The organism is Brevibacterium sp. S111, from assembly GCF_004745075.1.
Lineage (GTDB): Bacteria > Actinomycetota > Actinomycetes > Actinomycetales > Brevibacteriaceae > Brevibacterium.
The window spans coordinates 1-23,112 of the sequence record NZ_RHFH01000003.1 but is presented as its reverse complement, the minus strand read 5'-3'; the positions used below and the strand labels follow the sequence as shown (position 1 = coordinate 23,112).

General features: G+C 64.4%; 21 protein-coding genes and 1 tRNA gene. 9 read left to right on the top strand and 13 right to left on the bottom strand.

Features of this window, described 5'->3' with window-relative positions:
* Nucleotides 1–79: 79 nt before the first annotated feature.
* The 8 genes from EB836_RS04355 to EB836_RS04320 all read right to left on the bottom strand — a co-directional run bounded on the left by EB836_RS04355 (nt 80) and on the right by EB836_RS04320 (nt 9,020).
* Nucleotides 80–712, bottom strand: a complete 633-nt coding sequence (locus EB836_RS04355) for a hypothetical protein (RefSeq protein WP_135537956.1) — start codon at nt 710–712, stop codon at nt 80–82.
* Nucleotides 705–2,243 (bottom strand): sodium/proline symporter, encoded by a 1,539-nt coding sequence (locus tag EB836_RS04350; RefSeq protein ID WP_135537955.1) that lies wholly within the window; start codon nt 2,241–2,243, stop codon nt 705–707. Before EB836_RS04350 ends, EB836_RS04355 begins: the two co-directional genes overlap by 8 nt.
* Nucleotides 2,240–2,455 (bottom strand): hypothetical protein, encoded by a 216-nt coding sequence (locus EB836_RS04345; RefSeq protein WP_135537953.1) that lies wholly within the window; start codon nt 2,453–2,455, stop codon nt 2,240–2,242. The genes EB836_RS04350 and EB836_RS04345 overlap by 4 nt, the downstream gene beginning before the upstream one ends.
* A gap of 410 nt (nt 2,456–2,865) precedes the next feature.
* Complete coding sequence (locus EB836_RS04340; protein WP_135537951.1) at nt 2,866–3,192, bottom strand: hypothetical protein; 327 nt, start codon at nt 3,190–3,192, stop codon at nt 2,866–2,868.
* Nucleotides 3,193–3,314: 122 nt separating this feature from the next.
* On the bottom strand, nt 3,315–4,121 hold the full coding sequence (locus EB836_RS04335) for a Bax inhibitor-1/YccA family protein (protein WP_346763070.1): 807 nt from the start codon (nt 4,119–4,121) through the stop codon (nt 3,315–3,317).
* A 206-nt stretch (nt 4,122–4,327) separates the two neighbouring features.
* Nucleotides 4,328–5,902, bottom strand: a complete 1,575-nt coding sequence (locus EB836_RS04330) for an AbgT family transporter (protein ID WP_135537949.1) — start codon at nt 5,900–5,902, stop codon at nt 4,328–4,330.
* 284 nt (nt 5,903–6,186) lie between these two features.
* Nucleotides 6,187–7,272: an inositol-3-phosphate synthase gene (locus EB836_RS04325; RefSeq protein WP_135537947.1), complete on the bottom strand. Its 1,086-nt coding sequence runs from the start codon at nt 7,270–7,272 to the stop codon at nt 6,187–6,189.
* Between the two features lie 155 nt (nt 7,273–7,427).
* Nucleotides 7,428–9,020 (bottom strand): peptide chain release factor 3, encoded by a 1,593-nt coding sequence (locus EB836_RS04320; RefSeq protein ID WP_135537945.1) that lies wholly within the window; start codon nt 9,018–9,020, stop codon nt 7,428–7,430.
* A gap of 125 nt (nt 9,021–9,145) precedes the next feature.
* Between EB836_RS04320 and EB836_RS04315 the strand changes: the two genes are divergently transcribed.
* Complete coding sequence (locus tag EB836_RS04315; RefSeq protein WP_135537943.1) at nt 9,146–9,517, top strand: hypothetical protein; 372 nt, start codon at nt 9,146–9,148, stop codon at nt 9,515–9,517.
* Between the two features lie 268 nt (nt 9,518–9,785).
* Here EB836_RS04315 and hrpA read toward each other — a convergent pair whose 3' ends face one another.
* Nucleotides 9,786–13,970, bottom strand: a complete 4,185-nt coding sequence (gene hrpA / locus EB836_RS04310) for an ATP-dependent RNA helicase HrpA (RefSeq protein WP_135537941.1) — start codon at nt 13,968–13,970, stop codon at nt 9,786–9,788.
* Nucleotides 13,971–14,177: 207 nt separating this feature from the next.
* On the opposite strand from hrpA, the gene EB836_RS04305 reads away from it, so the two are divergent.
* The 5 genes from EB836_RS04305 (at nt 14,178) to EB836_RS04285 (ending at nt 17,694) form a co-directional block, all read left to right on the top strand.
* Complete coding sequence (locus EB836_RS04305; protein WP_135537939.1) at nt 14,178–14,570, top strand: DUF202 domain-containing protein; 393 nt, start codon at nt 14,178–14,180, stop codon at nt 14,568–14,570.
* Nucleotides 14,570–14,917, top strand: a complete 348-nt coding sequence (locus EB836_RS04300) for a DUF202 domain-containing protein (protein ID WP_135537937.1) — start codon at nt 14,570–14,572, stop codon at nt 14,915–14,917. Before EB836_RS04305 ends, EB836_RS04300 begins: the two co-directional genes overlap by 1 nt.
* Before the next feature lie 180 nt (nt 14,918–15,097).
* Complete coding sequence (locus EB836_RS04295; RefSeq protein WP_135537935.1) at nt 15,098–15,415, top strand: hypothetical protein; 318 nt, start codon at nt 15,098–15,100, stop codon at nt 15,413–15,415.
* 107 nt (nt 15,416–15,522) lie between these two features.
* A complete protein-coding gene (locus EB836_RS04290) occupies nt 15,523–16,449 on the top strand; it encodes an AEC family transporter (RefSeq protein WP_135537933.1) in 927 nt (308 codons plus the stop codon).
* Nucleotides 16,450–16,545: 96 nt separating this feature from the next.
* Nucleotides 16,546–17,694 carry a TIGR01906 family membrane protein gene (locus EB836_RS04285; protein WP_135537931.1) on the top strand — a complete coding sequence of 383 codons (1,149 nt, stop codon included), beginning with the start codon at nt 16,546–16,548 and terminating at the stop codon, nt 17,692–17,694.
* Between the two features lie 196 nt (nt 17,695–17,890).
* On the opposite strand, the gene ppk2 is transcribed toward EB836_RS04285, so the two are convergent.
* Together ppk2 and EB836_RS04275 are read right to left on the bottom strand one after the other, a co-directional pair.
* Nucleotides 17,891–18,793, bottom strand: coding sequence for a polyphosphate kinase 2 (gene ppk2, locus EB836_RS04280; RefSeq protein WP_135537929.1), 903 nt, complete (start codon nt 18,791–18,793; stop codon nt 17,891–17,893).
* A 67-nt stretch (nt 18,794–18,860) separates the two neighbouring features.
* Nucleotides 18,861–20,171: an MFS transporter gene (locus tag EB836_RS04275; RefSeq protein ID WP_135537927.1), complete on the bottom strand. Its 1,311-nt coding sequence runs from the start codon at nt 20,169–20,171 to the stop codon at nt 18,861–18,863.
* Between the two features lie 91 nt (nt 20,172–20,262).
* Between EB836_RS04275 and EB836_RS04270 the strand changes: the two genes are divergently transcribed.
* Nucleotides 20,263–20,336, top strand: a tRNA-Leu gene (locus tag EB836_RS04270).
* Between the two features lie 80 nt (nt 20,337–20,416).
* Here the strand turns inward: EB836_RS04270 and EB836_RS04265 are convergent.
* Nucleotides 20,417–21,625: a site-specific integrase gene (locus EB836_RS04265; protein ID WP_135537925.1), complete on the bottom strand. Its 1,209-nt coding sequence runs from the start codon at nt 21,623–21,625 to the stop codon at nt 20,417–20,419.
* Nucleotides 21,591–22,250, bottom strand: a complete 660-nt coding sequence (locus tag EB836_RS04260; protein WP_135537923.1) for a hypothetical protein — start codon at nt 22,248–22,250, stop codon at nt 21,591–21,593. Before EB836_RS04260 ends, EB836_RS04265 begins: the two co-directional genes overlap by 35 nt.
* Before the next feature lie 107 nt (nt 22,251–22,357).
* Here EB836_RS04260 and EB836_RS04255 point away from each other — a divergent pair, with 107 nt between their 5' ends.
* The gene (locus tag EB836_RS04255; RefSeq protein ID WP_240689594.1) at nt 22,358–22,561 is read left to right on the top strand and encodes a helix-turn-helix domain-containing protein; all 204 of its coding nucleotides are present in this window, start codon (nt 22,358–22,360) and stop codon (nt 22,559–22,561) included.
* A 113-nt stretch (nt 22,562–22,674) separates the two neighbouring features.
* Nucleotides 22,675–23,112, top strand: a 438-nt coding sequence (locus EB836_RS04250) for a hypothetical protein (protein ID WP_135537919.1), incomplete at its 3' end; no start/stop codon positions are given.

Here is a 23,112-nt window from a genome sequence, read left to right as displayed (position 1 = left end):
ATCCCGCCGGCCATGCGTTCTGCATCTCTGACGGAAAGAACTGAGGCTGGCCCATCGGTGCGTCCCCGCGGGGACGCACTCACCCCGAAGTCAGCTTCTCCACCCGCACGATGTAGTGGGAGGAGTCGAGGCCGTCGACAAGGATCGTCGCCGAGTATTTGTCGTTGCCCCCGGTGACCACCCAGTTGGGTTTGAGGATTCCGCTGGGTGCGGCCGCCTCCTCGATGGTCATTCTCATGCCCAGTTTCACCGTTTTCAGGACTTTCGTGCGCACCAACGAGCGCGCTGTTCGCCTCACATCGTCGGGACCGGGTTGTGGGCCTGCCTGGTCGGAGGATTCGAAGGAATCCAACCACTCTGCCACGACCACCGTCTCACCCCGAGGAACGAAGTCCGCGAGGTACCCCTTGCCTGAATAGGCATTGACCAGGACGTTCATTCGCTGCCCGGGACTTGTCTCCGCTGGAACAGGGGCGGCGAACCCGGACCGTTCGGCTCGCCGGAAGATGCTGCGCGTGCGGGCGCTGAGCACCGTCCACCAGAAGGGGTGGAGGACCTTTCGGACCTCGGCGGTCGCATGGGGCAGCTTGCGCTCGAACACTGCGCGAGCCTCGGCGGCGGTGATGTTCGGCGCCAGTCTCAACGCCGATTCCGGGACGATCAGCTCAGACTTCTCTCCCCCGCCGGGCAAACTGTCCGGGTGCTCACGCATCCTTGGGCACCTGCGCGGCGAGCGCATCGTTCTGGCCGGTGAGCATATGTGCGGGGATGGCACCGATCTTGTCGGTCTCCTTCAGTGCCGCAACGACGTGAGCCGGGACAGGATGCGATTTCTGCGTGGACAGGGACACGAAGATGAGGGCAAGGGTCGAGCACACGATCCCGACGCCCATCGGGTCGACGCCGGTGACGTCGACGAGTCCGGTCAGCTGCCATACGACGGAGGACACGGTACCGAGAATCATCGAGGAGATCGCTCCGGGCACGTTCGCCTTCTTCCACCATGCGGCGGCGATGTAGACGGGGACGAATGCGGCACCGAGCACCGTGGTGGAGAAGATGACCACCTCGGCGACGGCCGGCGGATCGTTCACGGCCACAAGATAGCCGATGATCGCGAGCACGAGCACGGTGAACCGGGAGACCCACACGGACTGCTGATCGGACATGTCCTTCTTGACGAAGCGCTGGAACAGGTCCTGGCTGGCGATCGTGCCCGACTGGAGCAGCAGCGCATCGGCAGTCGACATGATCGCAGCCATGATGCCGGCCATGACGATGCCCACGGCGAAGTCCGGCAGCACGGAGTCGGCGACCTGGAAGACCGCGAGCTCCGGATTGTCCAGGGTCGGCAGGAGGATGAGCGCCATGACGCCGACGATGTAGGGCGCGGGGATGAACAGGAGGTTGAAGCCCGTGGCGTACATGCTCGCCGTCCGGGCGACCGAGGGCCGCTTCATCGCCATGTGGCTGACGTTGACGTGCGGCCAGCCCATGTAGCCGATGGAGAAGACGAGGACAGCGCCGACGATGACTCCCCACTGCACGGATTCGATTCCATCGGGACCCCACATGGTCAGCAGATTCGGGTTGATCCGTCCGACCTCCTCGTTTCCTGCGGTCCATCCGCCCACCGCTTGGAGGGTGGCGATGAGGATCCAGACCATGCCGATGAGCATGATGATCGCCTGCACGAAGTCCGTATAGGCCACGGCCAGGTATCCGCCGAGGAAGGTGTAGAAGACGATGACACCGACGGCGATGAGCAGCGCCCAGGCGTAGGGGATCCCGGTGACCATCTCGAGGCCGCGACCGCCGGCGATGAACTGGCTCATCACGTAGAAGAAGATGCAGAACAGCGCCACCGGGGCCGCGATCGCGCGGATCCACTTCGACGGGTACCGGTGTTCGAGGTATTCGATCGAGGTCAGCGAGCCCAGTATCTGGGAGAGTTTGCGCATCCGCCGGCCGAGGATCGACAGGTTGAGCACACCGCCGCCGATGTCGCCCATCGCGTACCAGAGTGAGAAGTAGCCCTTCGTGTACGCAAGCGACCCCGCACCGAGGAACATGTAGCCCGACATCGACGAGGACTGCAGACGAAGAGCGGTCACCGCTGGTCCCAGACTGCGACCGCCGAGCAGGTAGCCTTCACTGCCCTTCGACCCGATCTTGAGCGTCCACACTCCGATGCCGGCCATCGCGACGAAGTAGATGACGAGGAACCATGTTTCGATATTCATGCCAGTCCCCCGTTCTCTCCCGCCGAGGCGGCTCCGCCATCGGTCGCAGATCCGCCCTTCGCGCTCGCCCGAGTGTTGGCCAGTGCCGCGTCCTCGGCGACGTCCTCGGCTTTCCAGCCGCGGGAGAGGACAACGAAGACGAGGGTGTAGATCACCCAGATCGCGGGAATGCCGAAGATGATGACGACCGTCGCCGTCGGAAGACCGAACACATTGACCACCTCGTTGTGACGCAGGGAATCGAGAACCTGTGAGTGAGGTTACAACATTGCCCCGTCTCGACCGCACCGGGGGTCCGAGTTCACATGCTGGGAACGGGCAGGAGCTGTCATTCCACGGTGATCGTGACGACGTGTTCGACCATGCCGTGGATGCGCAGCTGCCAATCCTCTGCGTCGATCGACGGCGGGATGAGAGCGGTGTCGATGCGGTAGAAATCATCGTTCGCGGGGCGTCAGGCCGGAAACGTCGAGTTCGACTCCCGTCGGGATCGCCGGCGCGCGCCCATCCGGCCGATGAGCGCCCCGAACCCGGCACCGCCTGAGGCGATGCCGACGATAAGGGCGAGTTTGTCCTGGGTACCGAAGCGTCCGATTGCAGTCTCTCCCCTGCTGCTGCGTCCTCAGGCGAGCCGGCGACGCAGACGCACGGCCGCCTCGGTGAGGGTGCGAATCCGTTCGTCGCGGGCCGCTTCCGGCAGGTCCGCGGAGGAGTGCAGACCATGTTCGAGGAGCACGACGACCTGATCGGCGAGGTTCTGGTCGCCCAGCCGCGGGACCGGGCGTGCCTGCGATCCGAGGGCAGAGAATTCGGTGAGAGCGGAGCGGATGGCTTCGCGACGGCTCGCGGCCGGTGGGGCCGCCTCGTCGAGTTGAGTGCTCGTCAGAGAGATGATGCGGATGCGCAGTCGGCGCACCTCGGTCTCGAGCTCTGCCGCTGCTGTGGTCATGCGTTCATGATAGTCCTTCTGCCCCGGCGGGACGCCGAAGGGCGGATCCCCCATCGGGGAATCCGCCCTTCGGTCAGTCAGCTCTCGACTGCATGTGTGAGGTTCCTGCGGTCGGCGTCGACTCAGTCTCTGAAGTAGGAGATGAGGCGCAGAATCTCGATGTAGAGCCACACGAGGGTGACCATGAGGGAGAACGCGCACATCCAGGAGTACTTCTCCGGGATCTTGTGCTTGACGCCCTCTTCGATCATCTGGAAGTCCATGATCAGCGTCATCGCGGCGAGCACCGTGGCGAGGATGCCGATGATGACGCCGAGTGGGAATTCCATTCCCATGATATGGATCGGCATGCTGCGGGCACCACCGGTGCCGGTGAACAGCGAGACGCCGAGGTTGATGATCGAGAAGATCGCGTAACCGCCGACGGCGATGAGCAGGAACTTCTTCATCTTCGAGCCGTAGCGCACGCCCTTGAACTTGAATAGTGCAAGCATCACACCGAAGACGCAGAGCGTGGCGAGCACGGCCTGGATGACGATGCCAGGGAACATGTTCTCGAACAACGAGGAGATCCCGCCGAGGAAGACACCCTCGAATGCGGCATAGCCGATGATCAGGCCCTTGTTCGGTTCCCTCTTGAAGGCATTGACGAGTCCGAGGACGAGGGCGATGAGCATCGCAGGGAACGCCAGGGCCGGCACGAACCAGCCGACGGCGGCTCCGGCGACGAGGATGGCGAAGAGCACACCGGTCTTCATCATCACGTCGTCGTAGGTCATCGCCCGGTCGGCGACCTGGGGTCCGGCGTTGCGATTCTCGGCGGCCGGCTTGTTGAACAGGTCGTTGAGTTCCTGGTCGGACATGACCGGCTGATTGCGGCCGGCCTGGGCTCCCTGATTGATAGCCCGGTTCATCATGGGGTTACTCACGGTCGAGATCCTTTCGATCTGAGCAGAATGTGCACAGCCGAGAGGCTGCACTGACGATGTTTCACGGTCACAGTCTAACGGGACGGTCTGGACGGGAACTGTGGATTCCAGCCCGCGTCGCCCGACGTTGCATGATCGTGATCCTGTGGCGGGCAACGCTCGCAGCGGCTGCAGAATTCCCGTGTTCGGGCTCAGCCCATGTGCGCTCAGCCCATGTGATAGTGAGTGGCCGCTCCCGGACCCCAGGGAATGCCGGTCGCCCACCAGATGAAGAACAGCAGTCCCCACAGGATGAACATCGCGAACGACAGCGGGATCGTGAAGGAGAGCACTGTGCCGATGCCGGCGTCCTTCTTGTACCGCTGTACGAACCCGAGGACCACGACGAAGTAGGGGCTCATCGGGGAGATGATGTTCGTCGTCGAGTCGCCGATGCGGTAGAGCGCCTGAGTGGTCTCCGGGGCGATCGACAAGAGCATGAACATCGGCACGAGCACGGGGGCCATGAGCGTCCACAGTCCCGAACCGGAGGTGAGGAAGAGGGCGCCGACGGCCACGAGCAGCCAACCGCCGAGCAGGATGATGAATGGTCCCGTGTTGAGGGCTCCGAAGATCTCGGCACCCTTGATCGCCAGGATCTCGCCGAGGTTGGACATCTTGAACAGGGCGAGGAACTGGCTGGCAGCGAAGAACAGGACGATGACGGGCACGAAGGGCAGCAGCCCCTTGCTCATCATCTCGGGAATGTCGGCGGTGCGCTTGATCGATCCGGTCGCGTAGCCGTAGACGATGCCGACGATGAAGAAGCCGAAGCCGATGATCGCGGCGATTCCGGCCATCAGACCCGATTCCGGGCCGAAGCCGCCGGCTTCGTCGCGGAGGAACGACCCGGCCGGCCAGGCGAGAGCGAAGAGCACACCGGCGCAGACGATGATGCTGATGACGGCGATGACCATGCCGCGCTTCTCGTTGCCGTCGAGTTCCATCTTGACGTCGAAGCTGTCGTCTTCGGTCTCCTCGTCGAGTTCGATCTGGTCGGCTCGTTTGGACAGGAGCAGCTCGGTCACCAGTGTCACGGCCGCGGCGACGACGAACATCGAGACGAAGTTGAAGTAGAAGTTCGCGACCGGGCTGACCGTGTAGTCGGCGTCGATGATCTGCGCGGCCGAAGTCGACAGGCCGCCGAGGATCGTGTCGAGCGAGTTGACCATCGGTGCGGCCGAATATCCGCCCGAAGTCGCCGCGTAGGCGACGAGGCAGCCGAGCAGGGGGTTGCGGCCGACGGCTTTGAACGCGAGCCCGCCGAGCGGAATCATGATCATGTACGAGGCGTCGGAGGCGATCGACGAGGCGGTTCCTGCCAAGGCGACGATGAAGGTGATCCACTTCGGGGAGGCCCCGGCGATCGTTCCGCGCAGCATCGCCGGGATGAGCCCGGACTGTTCGGCCACGGCTACGCCGATGAGCACGATGAGCACGAGCCCGAGCGGTGGGAAGGTGACGAAGTTGTTCGTGGCACCTGCGACGATCTCGCGCAGCGAATCGGTGGCGAAGAGGTTCGTCACCGTCACCTTCTCGTCCGTGGCCGGGTTGACGGCGCTGAGTCCTGAGGCCGAGAAGATCGCCGAGAGGATCATGACGATGACGGCCAGGGACAGGAACAGCCAGAACGGGTGCGGCAGCTTGTTGCCGGCCTTCTCGATGATGACGAGCAGGCGCATGAGCCAGTTGAGCTCGGACTTGCCTCTCTTCTTCTCGTCGGCGGCGGGGGTACTCGACATCGGGTCTCCTCGGTCTCGGTGGCACCGGTCGGTGCTGGCCAGTGAGGCACATGTGAGTGCGATCACTTCGAGGAGACAAGTGTCCTGGACAAACGTCGTTGCGTCTCGTCGATCTCATATTCCGGATACAGGGTCGGTGCCCCGTGTCCGTACCGCGGCGGCTGAGCCCTCACCGAGGCGGGGAGGAATGGCGGAGGGCGCCGATCGCAGGATCTGCGATCGGCGCCCTCATCGGCCGAATGGCGACTGAGTACCCGCGAACGGGTGGGGCCGCCTCGGCGATATCAGCGTTCGAGGTCTCCGCGGATGAACGCTTCGACCGCTTCGTGGGCGGCGTCGTCGTCCTGCTGTTCCGGGGGCGACTTCATGAAGTAGGAGGATGCGGAGATGAGAGCTCCGCCGATGCCGCGGTCGAGGCCGATCTTCGCGGCACGCACGGCATCGATGATGACGCCCGCGGAGTTCGGCGAATCCCACACCTCGAGTTTGTACTCCAGGGACACCGGCGCGTCGCCGAAGTTGCGGCCCTCGAGACGGACGAAGGCCCACTTGCGGTCGTCGAGCCATTCGACGTAGTCGCTGGGTCCGATGTGGACGTCACGGTCGGACAGCTGTGCCGAGGTGTTCGAGGTCACGGCCTGGGTCTTCGAGATCTTCTTCGACTCGAGGCGCTGACGCTCGAGCATGTTCTTGAAGTCCATGTTGCCGCCGACGTTGAGCTGGTAGGTGCGGTCGAGGACGACGCCGCGATCTTCGAACAGCTTCGCCATCACCCGGTGGGTGATGGTCGCGCCGATCTGGGATTTGATGTCGTCGCCGACGATCGGGACGCCCGCGGCACGGAACTTCTCGTCCCACTCCTTGGTTCCGGCGATGAAGACGGGCAGGGCGTTGACGAAGGCGACCTTCGCGTCGATGGCGGCCTGAGCGTAGAACTCGACGGCCTGCTGGGAACCGACGGGAAGGTAGCACACGAGCACGTCCGCTTCGGCGTCCTTGAGTGCCTTGACCACGTCGGCCGGGTCACGATCGGATTCGACGATCGTGTCGCGGTAGTACTCTCCGAGCCCGTCGAGGGTCGGCCCGCGCAGCACCTCGATGCCGGTCGGTTCCACATCGGTGAGTTTGATGGTGTTGTTCTCGCTGGCGGTGATCGCCTCGGCGATGTCGACGCCGACCTTCTTACCGTCGACGTCGAAGGCGGCAACGAAATCGATGTCACCGACGTGATAGTCCCCGAACTCCACGTGCATGAGGCCGGGCACCTTCGTCCCCGGGGCCGCGTTCCGGTAGTACTCCACACCTTGGATCAGGGAGGAGGCGCAGTTGCCCAATCCGGCAATCGCGACTCGTATCGATTTCGTTGCCACATCTCTCCTTTGTCTTTTCGGGTCTCACCGGGCGGCAGGACTGGTCCCACAGACGGTTTCCCCAAGCAGGTCCTCATGATTGCGGGCCCGCCCATCCATAATAGTGACCCCGTCAAAATGCCGAGCATCGGCACCTGATCGCGGCAGCCGTCGTCTCAGCTGACGACCAGCGGTTCGAGGATCAGGTCCGGGTGATTCTTCTGCACACCCTGCAGCCGCCACCGGTCGGAGAACAGTGCGAGCAGCTCTCCGTCCGAACGGTGCAGCACCTCGACCGAGCGTTCCCGGGCCAGTGTCGGCACGCATTCTGGTGTGGTGCGACGGGCCAGCGAGAAATTGAGCCGTTCGAGGGTGCACGGGGCGTTGAACTCATTCGTCATCCGGTCTTCGGCGACTTCGAACTGCATGGGGCCGACCGCACCGAGCACCGGCGCCTGATCTCCGCGCAGCTCCGAACGCAGCACCTGGATGACGCCTTCGTGGTCGAGCTGTTCGATGCCGCGGCGGAACTGTTTGTACTTCGAGGAATCCTTGGCCCGGATGACCATGAAGTGCTCGGGAGAGAACGTCGGGATCCCTGGGAACTCGACCTTCTTGTCGAGGTAGAGGGAGTCTCCCACACGCAGGGCGGAGGCGTTGACGAGGCCGACGACGTCACCGGGGAAGGCCTCATCGACGACGTCACGGTCGCGGCCGAAGACCTGCTGCGCATACTTCGTGGCGAAGGGTTTGCCGGTGCTCGCATGGGTGAGGACGCTTCCGCGTTCGAACACTCCGGAGCAGACGCGGATATAGGCGAGCCGGTCGCGGTGGTTCGAGTCCATTCCGGCTTGGACCTTGAAGACGAACCCGGAGAACGGGGCGTCCACGGGACGGGGCTCGTCATCTCTGTCCAGGCGCGCCTCGGCGGCGGGGGCGAAGTCGACGAGCATGTCGAGGAGTTTGTGGATGCCGAAGTTGAGGACTGCGGAAGCGAACATCACCGGGGTCGTCTTGCCGGCGAGGAAGGTCTCCTGGTCGTGGTTCTGGTCCTCCATCTCCAGCAGATCCGATTCGTCGACGGCTGTGGCCCAGGCATCGCCCTCGAGCTCCGCGGCGGCGTCGGCGGGGAAGCTCTCCTCACCGGCGATGGTCGCACCGCCGTCGGTTCGGGTGTACTTCGTGTATTCGCCGGTGGTCCGGTCGAGGACACCGCGGAAGTCTCCCGACTGACCGACGGGCCAGGTGATCGGGGTGGGCAGGAGACCGGTGCGCTGCTGGACTTCGTCCATGAGCTCGAGCGCGTCGAGGCCCGGCCGGTCCCACTTGTTGACGACGGTGATGATCGGAATGTTGCGGTGAGCGCAGACCTCGAAGAGCTTCATCGTCTGCGTCTCGAGGCCCTTCGCCGCGTCGATGAGCATGACGGCGCAGTCGACGGCCGAGAGCACCCGATAGGTGTCTTCGGAGAAGTCGGCGTGACCGGGGGTGTCGACGAGGTTGAACACGGCGTCGCGGTACTCGAACTGCAGCGCTGCCGAGGAGATCGAGATGCCGCGGTCCTGCTCCATCTGCATCCAGTCGGAGACGGTGGCGCGGCGGCCGGCCTTGCCGTGGGTGGCTCCCGCCTGCCCGATGGCGCGTGCGTGCAGGGCGAGCGCCTCGGTGGTCGTCGATTTGCCCGCGTCGGGGTGGGAGATGACAGCGAACGTGCGGCGGCGGGCCGCCTCGTGTCGGATGTCCTTGTCGGAATACTGGCCAGAAGTCACCAAAATATCCTATCGTTCTTCTTCTCCGTCCGGCGTGTCCGTTCAGTCACAGTGGCCGGGGCTGAGGTTCGCGGAAGGGCGGAGCGTCCAGCGTCTTGTCGGATTCTGCCCATATGCTGGTGGCGATGTCTGAGGAATTCGTTGAATATGCCGGCCGTTCGGAACCGAAGGAACGCTGGCTCAAGGCCCTACCGCTGATCGTCGCGGGCGTGCTCGGTGCACCGCTGCTTGCGTTCGCCATCATGTTCTCGCTTCAGATCGCCCAGGTGACGAAGTACATCTTCGATATCGGCACCTCCGGGTGGGAGGCCGCCGGCCTCGTGCTGCTCAGTCTCTCCGGAGCGTTCTGCGTGGTCTTCTGGATCGGGTTCCTCTTCATCGGCACCCGTCGCCGCACCTGGAAATGGCGCACCTGGTGGGCGGTCGCCGCGTTCCTCGCCGCTGCTGTCGTTCCGATGTGGGCTGCTGTCGACTGGCTGATCCATCCGGCGGCCTGACCGCCGGCCCGCCGCCTGACCGCCGTCCCGCGGCTTGTCCGCCGGCCCGCCGCCTGACCGCCGTTCCTCACCGCTGCGGGCACTCCGCACTCCCAGCGGCACCTCCTCCAGCTGACGGCCGGTCCAACGACTCGCGGCACCTCCTACAGATCCGCAGTCCATCAGTCACCGCTGGCGCCGAAACCACCCGGTGCACCGAGGTGTTTTGCCGCGAACGGTGACGGATGGCCACATGCGGCAACCGCAACTGCCTCAGAGACGGCCGGTGTCAGAGCTGGGCGAGAGCCTTCGCGATGCGCTTCTCCGACACCGGGTGTGCGGTGCCCAGCGAATTCGCGAACAGTGAGACTCGCAGCTCTTCGACCATCGTGACGACCTCGACCCACGCAGCGGGCAGAGACACGACGAGCTGCGACCACTCGGCCTTCGCCAGCGGCGGGAAGCGGTTGCCGATCTTCTTGACCACATCATCGCCGCAGCCGGTCACGCGGTCCATGAGCTGCTTGTCGCGGATCGGTGAATCCTGCATTCCGCCGATGCGCACCACTTCGGCCTGCACCCAGCGGGGCAGCTCGCGCAGCATCTGCGGAGTCATCGCCGCCACTGCCGCCGCGCTCGTCCGCGATCCTCTCCATGCCTTCACATCGGCGAGGTTGGACAGGATCGTCAACGAGGAGACCTTCGACACGAGCTTGTCGAGCTCGGTTGCCGCGTTGAGCGCTTTCAGCAGCGACGGCAGCAGCTCGACGCAGCTCAGCGGCAGCTGGGCGTGAACGTCCGTGCGCAGTCGCGCGAATTGCTCCGCCGTGGACACCCACGAGGACTCCGCCGGACCCAGCCTGTCAGCCACGAGTCCGCGGATGCCGACGCGGATGAGGCCGGTGAGCAGTTCGTCTGCGGACTTCTGGTGACCGGCGAGGATGAGCTTCTCCTCGGTCGTCAGCCCGTCCTGGAGGTATTTGAGCGTGTCACCGGGGTGCAGTGACAGCAGTGTGATGAGTGCTTCTCGGGTGGCGATCCGGGCTTCGAGTGCGGTGTCGAAGGCCACGAGGTCGACGGATTTCGACCGATCGGCCAGTCCGGGGACGGCACCGGCCGCTGCCTGGTCCGGGTCACCGAGTTCGCCGAACGACCACTCCGTCTGCCCGGTCTTCGGTGTGAACGAGGTCTGCTTCTGCCGCGCCTTGCGCACCTGCGGTTTGGCTCGAGTGCTCAGTGCGGCGAGATCTTCGCCGAGCCCGACGGTCTTCGTCCCGTCGACGACACGGAACGTCAGCCGCAGATGAGCGGGGATCCGCGTGCGGTCGAAGTCGGCGGCAGTGACCGTGATCGGCACCAGATCGTGCAGGCCTCCCCCGCCGGCACGCTCGCTCAGATGCGCGGCGAGCACTTCCGGCAGACTGCCTTGGTATGGGGTCAGTGCCGGCAGAATCTCGCGGGCCACGTCGGGCGCGGGAACGAAGTAGCGGCGTTTGTTCTTCGGCAGCGACCGGATATAGGCGGCGACGAGTTCTTCGCGCAGCCCCGGCACCTGCCAACTGAAGTCTTCGACGTCGACGGCGGGAACCGCCTCGGCGGGGATTTCGACGGTCACCCCGTCGTCGGTGCTTCCGGGGTCGAAGGAATAGCGCAGCTTGGCCCGGGTGCCGTCGGCCAGTTCCCATTCCATCGGGAAATCCGAGGCCACCGAGGCGGTGAGCTCTTCGCTGTCATCGCTGAGCAGCACCGAGGTGGTGAGGTCGAGCAGGTGGGAGTCCCGTCGCTTCTGCTTCTTCCACCACGATCGGAAGTCCGCCGCCGAGGTGATCCCCTCCGGAATCCGTTCATCGAAGAATTCGAAGAGGGCATCGTCCTGGTCGAGCACGCGGCGGTTGCGTGTGCGCGAAGCCAGTTCTTCGGCATCGTCGATGACTGCGGCATTGTGGTCGAGGAACCCGAAGCGTTCGTGCCAGTCGCCTTCGATGAGTCCCTTGCGGATGAACATATCGCGGGCGGCCTCCCGGTCGAACTGCCCGTATCCGACGCGGCGGTCATTGACGAGTGTGACTCCGTAGAGCGAGATCTTCTCATAGACCATCGAGGCACCGGCCTTCGTCGACCAGTGCGGATCCGAATGCTGTCGGGTCACCAGATCACCGGCGGCCTCAACAACCCAGTCCGGGTCGATCGCCGCGACCGTGCGGGCCCACAGGCGGGAGGTCTCGACGAGTTCGGCGGCCATGACGAAGTCCGGGTTGACCTTGAACAGTCCCGACCCCGGGAAGATCGCGAAGCGGGTGCCGCGAGCACCCTGATAGTCCTTGTGACGTTCGGAGCGGGAGCCGATCATCGTCAGCAGCCCGGTGAGCAGGGACCGGTGGATCGCAGCGGCATGCGGGTCGAGCTTCACGGCGGCCACCTGTTTGCCGGTCGCCCCGGCAGAGCCGGTGAGCCCCTGCTTCTTGGCACTGCGTTTGGCCGCACTGAGTTCGGCGAATCCGATCTTGCCCGACCCAGAGCCCGCAGAGCCCCGGCCGGACTGGCGGCCGGCTGGGTCAGCCTGCGACTCATCGTCCGTCGGCTGCCACACGGACTTCTCGATGCGGATCCCCGCCGAGCCGAGCAGCGAACGCAGCTGTCCCACGAGGTCCTGCCATTCGCGGATGCGCACGAAGTTGAGGAATTCGGTCTTGCACCGGCGGCGGAACTTCGACGACCCCATGTCGGCCTGCAGGCTCTGCAGGTAGTTCCACAGGTTGAGGTAGGACAGGAAGTCGCTGCCGCGATGGGTGAACCGGGCGTGTTTCTCATCGGCGGCGGCACGCACCTCGGCGGGGCGTTCTCGCGGGTCCTGGATGGACAGAGCGGCGACGATGACGGTGACCTCTCCCCCACATCCGGCTTGCGCACCGGCGATGACCATCCGGGCCAGTCGGGGGTCGATCGGGAGCACGGTGAGTTTCCGACCGATCTCGGTGACGTGGATTCTGCCCGTGCTGTCGCTGGTCAGGGCCCCGAGCTCGGTGAGCATCGTTCGGCCGTCACGGACGGCCCGGGCCTCCGGAGGGGTGAGGAACGGGAAGTCGAGGATCTCCTGGTCGCTGGAGGCGAAACCGAGCGACGCCATCTGCAGGATGACGCTGGCGAGGTTCGTGCGCAGGATCTCCGGATCAGTGAACTCAGGTCGGGATTCGAAGTCCTCTTCCGAGTACAGCCGGATGCAGATGCCTTCGCTCGTCCGCCCCGACCGGCCCTTGCGCTGGTTGGCACTGGCTTGGGAGATCCGCTCGATCGGCAGCCGCTGCACCCGGGTGCGGTTGGAGTACCGGGAGATGCGGGCGGTGCCGACATCGATGACGTATTTGATGCCGGGCACCGTCAGCGAGGTCTCAGCAACGTTGGTCGCCAGCACGATGCGAGGACGCGCATGCGGTTGGAAGACCTTCTGCTGTTCCCCGGCAGAGAGACGGGCGAACAGCGGCACGACCTCCCAGCTGCTCATTTTCGGACGCCTGCGCAGGTGGTCTTCGAGCGCATCGGCGGTATCGCGGATCTCGCGCTCGCCGGAGAGGAAGACGAGGATGTCGCCGGGGGCTTCGGCGGCGAGCTCGTCGACGGCGGAGATGATGCCTTCGGTCTGCTCCTCGACTCCCGTCGCGTAGTTGCCGGAATCGCCGGGACCCTCCAGGTCATCATCGTCAGCGGCCGGGTCATCCCCGAGCGGACGGTAGCGGACCTCCACGGGGTAGGTCCGACCCTCGACAGAGATGATCGGAGCGTCATCGAAATGGGCGGAGAACGATTCCGGGTCGATCGTCGCCGAGGTGATGATGACCTTGAGGTCGGGGCGCCGGTGGAGAACCTCCTTGAGGTAGCCGAGGAGGAAGTCGATGTTGAGGCTGCGTTCGTGCGCCTCGTCGATGATGATGACTTCGTAGTCGCGCAGCAGCCTGTCGCGGGAGAGTTCGGAGAGCAGAATGCCGTCGGTCATCACCTTCACCCGGGTGGAGTCGGCGACCTGCGCGGTGAAGCGCACCTGGTAGCCGATGGTGTTGCCGAGTTCTTCGTCGAGCTCGTCGGCGATGCGTTCCGCCACGGTCCGGGCAGCGATCCGCCGCGGCTGGGTGTGTCCGATGAGTCCGTCGACGCCGAGTCCGAGGTCGAGGCAGATCTTCGGCAGCTGGGTGGTCTTGCCCGAACCTGTCTCGCCGGCGATGATGACGACCTGGTTGTCCCGGACCGCCTCGGCGATCTCGTGTCTCGCGGCGGTGACGGGCAGGTCTTCGGGGTAGGTGACGGCGACCGGGTGTGCCGTGCGGGCGTCCCTGAGCCGAGCCCGGCGCTGCTGGTGGTGTGCGGCCGTGGACTTGCGTCGCTGCTGCGAGCGCCCACGTCCGGTGTTCCGGCGCCGAGGCGGCTGCTGAGGGTTCGTGTCCGTTGGCGTGGTCGACGGGGACGGGTTCTCTTCTGCCATTGCGTCTCCCAGCTTAGCGTCATCCCCGCCGAGGCGGTGCGGAGCCGGGCACGGTCGTCAGCTGCTCTGCCCCTGCGGTTGGTCTGCCCCTGCCCCGGCTCGAAACCGGTCGGCGATGCTCCGCAGCACGGGCTTCATCGCGGCATCGTCGCTCATGTCGGCAGCCGTCCATACCCACCGCACACGGTCTACCGCTATCCTCGAAGTGTGAGTGACCATAATTCTGCCGAGGACTCCCGCAGCCGCATCGCCCGCCGGGTCTTCCCGGACGGAGTCGACCCGGACCCCCGTTTCACCCTGGCCAACGAACGGACCTTCCTGTCCTGGATCCGCACCGCTCTGGCCTTCATCGGCGGCGGAATCGCGGTCGAGGCCTTCACCTCGGAGATCTTCTCGACCACGCTGCGCGCCACCTTGTCGATCGTACTCATGGTCATCGGCTTCGTCCTCGCCGCCGGCGCCGCTTTCCGGTGGCACCGCATCGAATCGGCGATGCGGCGCAAGACCTCTCTGCCGCTGCCTCTCATCATCCCCATCGTCAGCCTCGCCACGGCGCTGGGTGCCGGTCTGCTCGTCCTGGTCGTCGCCGGTCTGCTGTGATGGCCTCCCGACCGCCCCGTCCGCAGCCGCACTCCGACCCGGCGCTGCAACCGGAGCGCACCACGCAGTCGTGGCTGCGCACAAGCCTGACGATGACGGTCGTGAGCCTCGTCTTCATGCGGTTCGTCAATGTCTTCCAAGGCTGGTCGGTGGCGATCTTCGTCATCTGCATGGGCCTGGCGATCGTAGCGATCGCCATGCAGGTCAGGCGCTACCGTCTGGGTTCCGTCTCGATCCGATCCGAGCGCGGTCGTCCCACCCCGTGGGCCGTGGCATTCCTCACCACCGCGGTGTGCCTCATCGCGGCGCTGAGCATCGCCTCGGTCATCAAGATCTCCCTGAGCTGAGCCGCGGGCCCGCCCTGGGGCCGACCAGCAGACTCGCTCGACTGGGCCCGTATCCTCGCGAGGCTCGCCCGACTGCATCCGCATCAGAGCGACGCAGCGTGACCGTCTCCGATCGATCCGGTGTTCCTCGTTGTGAGACCGCAGTTCGGGTCGCGGATCCACCTGCATAGACTTGAGCACATGAAGGATGCACGCGAAGTCTCCACCGCCCCACTCGTCGCCGTCGGTCTCATCGGCGGCTTCCTCACCGCCCGCGAGACCGGGATCCGTCCGCTCGGCGGCGTCGTCCTCGCTGCGGCCGGTGCCTATGCCGCCCGCTCCTGGTATGTGAAGAAGGGGTGGCCGGCAGCGACCGGGCTCGCCCTGACCTACCTCGGCGGCTTCGGTGCCTCGCATCCCTTGGCGAAGAAGATCGGCGCCTGGCCGTCAGTGCTCGCCGTCGGAGCCGTCAGTGCGGCCGCGTCCTACCTCGTGTCCGATATCGCCGAGGCGGACTGACCGACACGCCGGCCGCCGATCACGGCTCGATCGACCGGCACACCGATTGACCGACCGACTCAACGACCGACCACCGGGTCGCAGGAAGCGAGGACCCCGAGTAGCCCATGCTGGCTGTGTTCGAAGGTTTCGCCGTCATCGCCGGAGTCATTCTCACCGGATTCGTCCTCGGACGGTCCGGCGTCCTCGGACCCCACGGTCAGCAGGTCATCGCGAAGCTCGTCTTCTACGCGGGCACCCCGACGCTGCTCTATGTCACCGTCGCCGACACCGACCTCGGGCTGATCTTCAACACGGCTCTGTTCGCCACCGGCGGTTCGGCCATCATCGTCGGTCTCCTCCTCTTCGTCCTCACCCGCTGGATTCGCCGACGCAGCACCGGTGAGGCGATGTTCTCCGCCTGGGCGACCAGCTACGTCAACATCGGCAACCTCGGCATCCCGATCGCCGCCTACGTCCTCCACGACATCGGCTACGTCGCTCCCGTCCTGCTCTTCCAACTGCTCGTGCTCGCACCGATCGGCATGGCCGTCCTCGACGGGGCGGGGAAGAAGCAGGTCGACTCCCACTGGTACACCACGGTCCTCCAAGTGCTGAGAAACCCGATCGTCCTCGGCGCCGCAGCCGGTGTGGCCGCCTCGGCGACGGGCTTCGAACTGCCGCGGTTCATCTTCGAACCCATCGACATGATCGGCGCCACTGCCGTACCCGGAGCGCTGCTGGCCTTCGGCATCTCCCTCAAGGACGGGTGGGCCCTGCCCGTCAAGGGCACGCGCTCGCAACTGACATACATCACCGTCGCCAAATTCGTCGGTCAACCGCTCATCGCTTGGGTCATCGGCGGTCCTCTGCTCGGCTACGAGGGAGTCGACCTGTTCGCGATCGTCGTGACTTCGGCCCTGCCGACCGCGCAGAACGTCTACATCTACTCGATGCAGTACCGGCAGTCCGAGGCGCTCATGCGCGACGCAGTGTTCATCACCACCGTCCTAGCGGTGCCCGCCCTCGTCATCATCGCCGCCCTGCTGGGTTGAGGTTCGTCCGCCCGGGAATACGCCCGGCTGCGGTGAAATCGGCCGCCGTGGCGTGTCCTGCCCCGCTCAGCCCCTCGGGTCGCTGACAATGGGGGTGTGTCCAGAGACGAGAAGAACGAGACCGACGACCTCCTGAGCAGGCGGATGAGTTCAGGGTCTGCCAGTGCTGCCGAGAAGCAGTCGCAGGCCCCTCTGGAGGTGGCCAATGATCCCTCGACCGACACCGAGGCGTTCGATCCGATCACGGATCCCATCGCCGAGGATGCCCCCAAGCATTCCGCGGACGCCATGCCCTCGACGGGCCCGGTGAGGGTGGCTCCCGCCCATTCCGCGAATCCGCACTCTCAGCCGACGACGAACACGCGGGCGACTGATCGCACCGCATCGTCGAGCACCGCCTCGGCGACATCGACCGATACCGGCGCCACACGTGAGGTTCCGGAGAACGCACGCACCGCGGTGATGAGCGAAGCGGATTGGGCCGCCGTGTCGAAGGCGGCGACGTCGACCGATGCGCGGGACCCCGAAGTGCCCGAACGCCGCCGCTCGGTCCTCGATGTCATCGGCACGATCTGGATCATGCTCGCCACCCCCTTCGTCCTCTTGGCGTTGGCGGTCCGCTTCGTCGCCTCGGGCATCTTCCTCAAGATCGAATACTTCCGCCCTGGGTTCCCGGCCGATCAGTTCGGCTTCGGTTCCGCCGACCGTGAACACTACGGGACGTATGTCGTCGACTACCTGCACAACTTCGACTCTCGGCGCTACCTCGCCGATGTCGTCATGCCCAATGGTGAGCCGGTCTTCATCTCCGATGAGCTCAGCCATATGGCCGACGTCAAGGGCCTCATCTCTCTGCTCTACCTCGTGGCGTTGGTCGGGATCATCGGATCCGTCCTCTTCGGCATCTACATGTGCCGTCGCAACGGGATGGGCATTCACGCCGGAGTGCGCCTGGGATCGATCTTCAGCATCATCGCCATGGCCGCCGTCGCTGTCGTCGCCGTACTCGGCTGGGACAGTTTCTTCCGCGGATTCCACAAGGTCTTCTTCGCCGACGGCACGTGGGAATTCTACGCCGATGACTCGCTGATCAGGCTGTTCCCGCCGCAGTTCTGGGTCGATGCGGGAATCGTCGGCGGCGGACTGTTCGTCCTCCTGGCGATCATCCTCTTCTTCACCAGCTTCACCGGGCACAAGAAGCGCCGTGCTCTGCGCAGGGCACGCAAGGAGGCCGCAGACGCGTGAGTCTCTGCTGGTGAGCCGGACACGGCTGCGGCAGGTGACCGGCGACGGACGGGCCTCAGACTCAGATGGTCGGCTGCAGATGAGCGTCGACAAGCGACAGTGCGGGTGAGAGTCCCGCTCCACGGTTCCGGCCGGGTGGTCTTTCCCCTTCCACCCGGCCGAGTCTCTGTCCGGGACCAGTCATCGACGTCGGGGACTAGTCGTCGACGGCGTCACGTCCGCGGCGGACGAGCAGCGGATCGGCCTCGAAGACGACCGAGGTGTCCTTGTCTTCGTAGTCGAACTGGTTGAGGAAGTAGCGCATCGCATTGAGTCGAGCGCGCTTCTTGTCGTTGCTCTTGATCGTGATCCACGGGGCATGATCGGTGTCCGTGCGGCGGAATGTCTCCTCCTTCGCTTCTGTGTAGTCGTCCCATCGGTCGAGGGATTCGAGGTCCATGGGTGAGAGCTTCCACCGCCTGACCGGGTCGATCTGTCGGATCGCGAACCGGGTCCGCTGCTCCCGCTGGGTCACGGAGAACCAGAATTTCGTGACGTGGACGCCGGAGTCGATGAGCATCTTCTCGAACACAGGAGCCTGGTCCATGAACGTCTCGTATTCGTCATCGGTGCAGAAGCCCATGACGCGTTCGACGTTGGCCCGGTTGTACCAGGAGCGGTCGAACATGACGATCTCCCCGTTCGTGGGCAGGTGGGAGATGTAGCGCTGGAAGTACCACTGTCCGGCCTCCCGGTCCGAGGGCTTGTTCAGCGCCACGACGCGGGCGGCACGCGGGTTGAGGTGTTCGGTGAAGCGTTTGATCGTCCCGCCCTTGCCAGCGGCGTCCCGGCCTTCGAAGACGATGACGTGTTTGGCGCCGGTGTCCTGGCCCCAGTACTGGAATTTCAGCAGCTCGACCTGCAGTCGGTATTTCTCGAGTTCGTACGTCTCACGATCCATCTGCTCCCCGTACGGGTACCCTTCACGCCAGGTTTCGACGGCGCGGCCCATCGGGTCGATGAGGTGAGGATCCGTGGTCTGACTGTCCTCAACAGCGTAGCCTTCGAGGCGGAGTTTGTCGATGTACTCCCGCAGATTCTCTTGGAACAGGTTGTTCACGAGGTCCTTCCCTTCCGATGGCGCCACGGTGTCGTGCCTCGTGCACGCTAACGCGGCGAGGTGAATATCAGGTTATGCGATCGATGTCCCGTCTGGGGATGATACCGATGCCCAGCAGGGGTGCGAGCGCGATGAGCCCGAAGGACAGCGGGTAGCCGAAGACGGTGACGAGTGCGCCGAAACCGGGGCCCAGCAGCGCCGACATGACGAACTGTCCCGTGTTCTGTGCACCCATCGCCTTGCCCGACCAGCGGGGGCCGGCCGCCTCGGCGACCGAGGCGAAGGCGAGCCCGTTATCGGCCACCGACACCGCCGAGGCGAGGATGAACACGATGGCCGCGGCGACGGGCAGCTCCTTGAGCGAGAGGACGGCGATCGCCGCGACACAGACGACAGCGGCGATCGCGACGATGCGCATGAGCCCGACACGCGAGCCGACGCGGTCCGAGAGTCCGCCGACGAGCATGCGCCCCAGGGCTCCGACGATCTGCGCGGTCGCGACCACCGCGCCCGCGGTTCCCGCACCGATGTCGTGGACGGCGATGAGCCACACGAGACCGTAGGTGGAGAACGCGAACTGCGGGACGACGAGGAGGGCCGAAACCGCATGGATACGCCACAGGAAAGAATCGCTGCGGTAGGGATTGAGCATCGAGGCGGAGTCCCCGCTGCCCTCCCCCGCCGAGGCGGCCCCCGGCCGGTCGGGGTCACTCCGAGACACGACCGGTCCGGCTGGGGCGGGGCTGCCTGGTTCAGTGGCGCGGTCGAGGACGGCCACCTCGGTGCGGGTGGGTTCCTGCTGGGGCGGGTTCCGCACGAGGGCGAAGCAGATGAGCGCGAGCGCACCGGTGACGGCCGCGACGTACCAGAGGTAGGCGGGGAAGCCGCCGGCCGCGGCGATCGGTGGGATGGTCACGGCCGCGACGCTCGTGCCCAAGGGCTGGGACATCTGCCGGATCCCCATGGCCAGCCCGCGGCGGTGGCGGGGGAACCAGCCCGTGACGACACGGCCGCTGGCCGAATTCACCGACGCGGCAGCAGCGCCGGAGGCGGCGATGACGAGGACCATCCAGATCGGTGAGTCGACGACGAGGACCGCGGCGGCCGAGAACACTGCGGTCAGTCCGATGCCCAGGGTCATGGCCAACCGCTCCCCGTAGCGATCGGCGAAGGCACCCCACGCGATGAGGGTGAGGATGAGACCGAAACTCGGGGCGGCGGCCACCGTCCCGGCTTGGGTGAGTGTGAACCCGAGGTCGGAGTGCATATACGGGATGAGGAATGCCGGCCCCGCAATCGCGATCGTCGCCGCCATCTGCGTGAGGACACCGATGATGAGGATCACCCAGGCCTGCCGGCTCGGTCCGTTCATCGTCATTGGTTCAGGCTAGCCGCGGCCTCGGGCCGTGCGCGGAATGTCTCAGATCGCGGTGGCATCGGTTTGCCGATAAAGTGTGTTCTGAGCATTCCCCCCTATAGCCCAATCGGCAGAGGCAGTCGACTTAAAATCGATTCAGTCTGGGTTCGAATCCCAGTGGGGGGACCCTACAAAATGCATCTGACCTGCAATGATGCTTTCCAAGCGGATGAGCTGATTCCGATAAGGAGTCGAGAACCCCACGGTTACCCATCTTTTTCGTTTCGGTTCTTGCCGAATCGATCGAGGATCTCCGACATGTCGGGAGCCGCGGTCGCCTTCTTCACATAGTGCTTCGCAGTGACTGCTGTACCCGAGTGACCAAGCACAGCAGCAGCCGCTTCGAGAGTCGCTTCGGCGTCGATGAGTGTGGCTACGGACTTCCGGAATACATGCGGCGAGATCTGGCCGTCACTTTCGATATCCTTGAGCGCAGCTCTCAGCGTTCGCCGATAGTTGTTCGGCCATTTCCAGGTGCCTTTGCCGGATGGAAAAACCGCGTTCGATTCAGTGGGAATCGCCTCGACACTGCGGCGAAGCAGCACCTCCACGGCAAACGCAGGCAGAGTGAGAATCCGGAACCCACTCGAGGTCTTTGTATGCGATTGCCGGAGAAGCCCTTTCTTCTTGAGGTAAACCAGCGTGCCCGAGACCGTCAAGGTTGGCTGGTCCCCGAGGTCGACATCACCCCATCGCAGCGCAAGAACTTCGGAGATTCGAAGCCCGGTTGCCAACATCACATCGACGACATCGAGCAAATCACTCCCCCGCCGCGGTCCGCGGTAACCCACCCCGTCTTGCCAGGCGCGCAACCCCTCACGAAGCGCCCCGACCTCATCGACACTCATTGCCGCGACGGGCTTCTTCGGCTTCGAAGGAAGACGTACGTCCCGCACCGGATTCGACCGGACAGCGTCGTGACGAACCGCAAGCTTGAACATGCCGTTGAGCACTGACCTCGCGGTCTTCGCGTTCCCCGGCGTCACTACTGCAAGATTCCGGAGGAAGCGATCAACCCTGGACACAGTCACTTCCATGAGCATGTATTCGCCCAGAGCCGGCAATACATGCCTATTCAGGCTGTCCGTGTAACGCTCAACGGTCTGAGCCGTGCAGTTCTCAGTGAGGTCCGGGTCGGCTAGCCACAACTTCGACAGCGCGGTCACTGTGGTGCTTCCGGCTATCGAGTCGCCCGCGGAATCAACCTCGCTGCGCAGAGCCCTGAGGAGGTTGCGCTCAGCTTTGGCCCCAGACGCACCATAGGCTTCACGCTGCTTCGTCTTACCGGTGAAATCACGAAACCGTGCCCGCGCACGCCACCTATTCTCAGCAATCTCTTTTCGGGTAATCCTGCCCCACGTTCCGAGCTCCAGACGCGGTCTAGGCATTCCCATCACCATCGTCGGTGTCTTCAAGGTGCACCGTATGCTCGACTATTCCGTACTCTTCAGCCATCTTGGCGTTTGCCGCTCCATCCCCACCTGCGAGGACTTCGGCAGCTTGATCGAGCAAGCCCATGTCGCGGGCACGCTGGATGCGTCGGGAGGCTGTAGCTCGCGAGACGTTGAGCGCTTCAGCCGTCGTTGAGATCACCGGGCGTCCCTTGCCGTACCACTTCACCAGAGTTGCCACGGTGGCCGCCTCATAGATGGTGTCGTCACCAAGCACTTGACCGCCGGGCCTCGGGACCCGCCCGTTGAACTCCGGAGAATACTCCCGAAAGTCGCCGACACCTGACCGGTCAGCATCATCAATCGCCGACAGGATGTCATTGATCGCGATTTTGGAGAGGCCGCCGGTGCCGATTGCCTGGCCCCCTTCCGGATCACCAAGCAGCATTCCCGTGATTACAAAGTCCCCGTGCTCAGACTGCGCAACACGCACCCAAAGCGGAAACGGCACGCCGGAAGCATCGATGCGGTGCCAAAGGTCCGCCTGCCCTTCGGTGCGACCTATTGCCTTCCCCCAATCGCCATCAACCAAACCTTCATTCTCGGCGGGGGTCACGACTGGTACGGGGCGTCGGTCAGCGAAATTCATGGAACCCAGCCTAGCAATTTCACCAATCATCGGCAATCAGTGCAATCCTCTGATAAGATTGTTGCATCGATAGTTTTCAAACGCTGCAACACGAGGAGATGGTGACCGTGACAGCATCGACGAGCGATACACGGTGGCTGACGGCGGAAGATCTTGCTGCCGAGCTGCGGATCCCGAAGCAGACGATTTACAAGTGGCGCGTCGAAGGGTTCGGACCGACAGCACATAAGATCGGTCGCCACCTTCGCTTCTCTCGCGAAGACGTCGATGACTGGTATTCGACGATGCAAGAAGACGCCGACTCCGAATGAGGGCCTCATCCAGCGTTCGCGCTGGCCGAGCAACCAATCGATGCGGCCGTCGACAAACAACTGCGGCAACTGGGGCCGCAACCTCACAACCACCCGCCGGAGGAGGAAATTCAGTGACTGAGAACTTTGACAACACGGATCCTGAACCCCAGAACGATGGGGGACGCAATATTTGGAAACGACTCGATCTGCTGTTGAGCTTCGCCGAGAGGCAGACACGCGACGCCAACCATGACGATCCGAACTCGCTCTTGTGGGCGCTGAACTACCTCTGGGAGGTCGAGTCACTGCTTCAGCAGGAGCTCGACTACGCGGTCATATCTTTGAAGGAGTTCTGGCGCTATCGGTCCACAGACATCGCGGCGGCGATGGGCACAAAGTGGGAACATGACCGCAGTCATCTGATCATCGCAGTCCCAGACAATGGACTGTGTCAAGTTGTTTCGACAGGAGAACACTATTTCCTCAAGCAGCCCGGTCGGCTGCCGATGATTCCGTCTCGGTGCGATCGAAGAACGACTCCATCGCCCGGGCAGGGATCTCATAGCCCA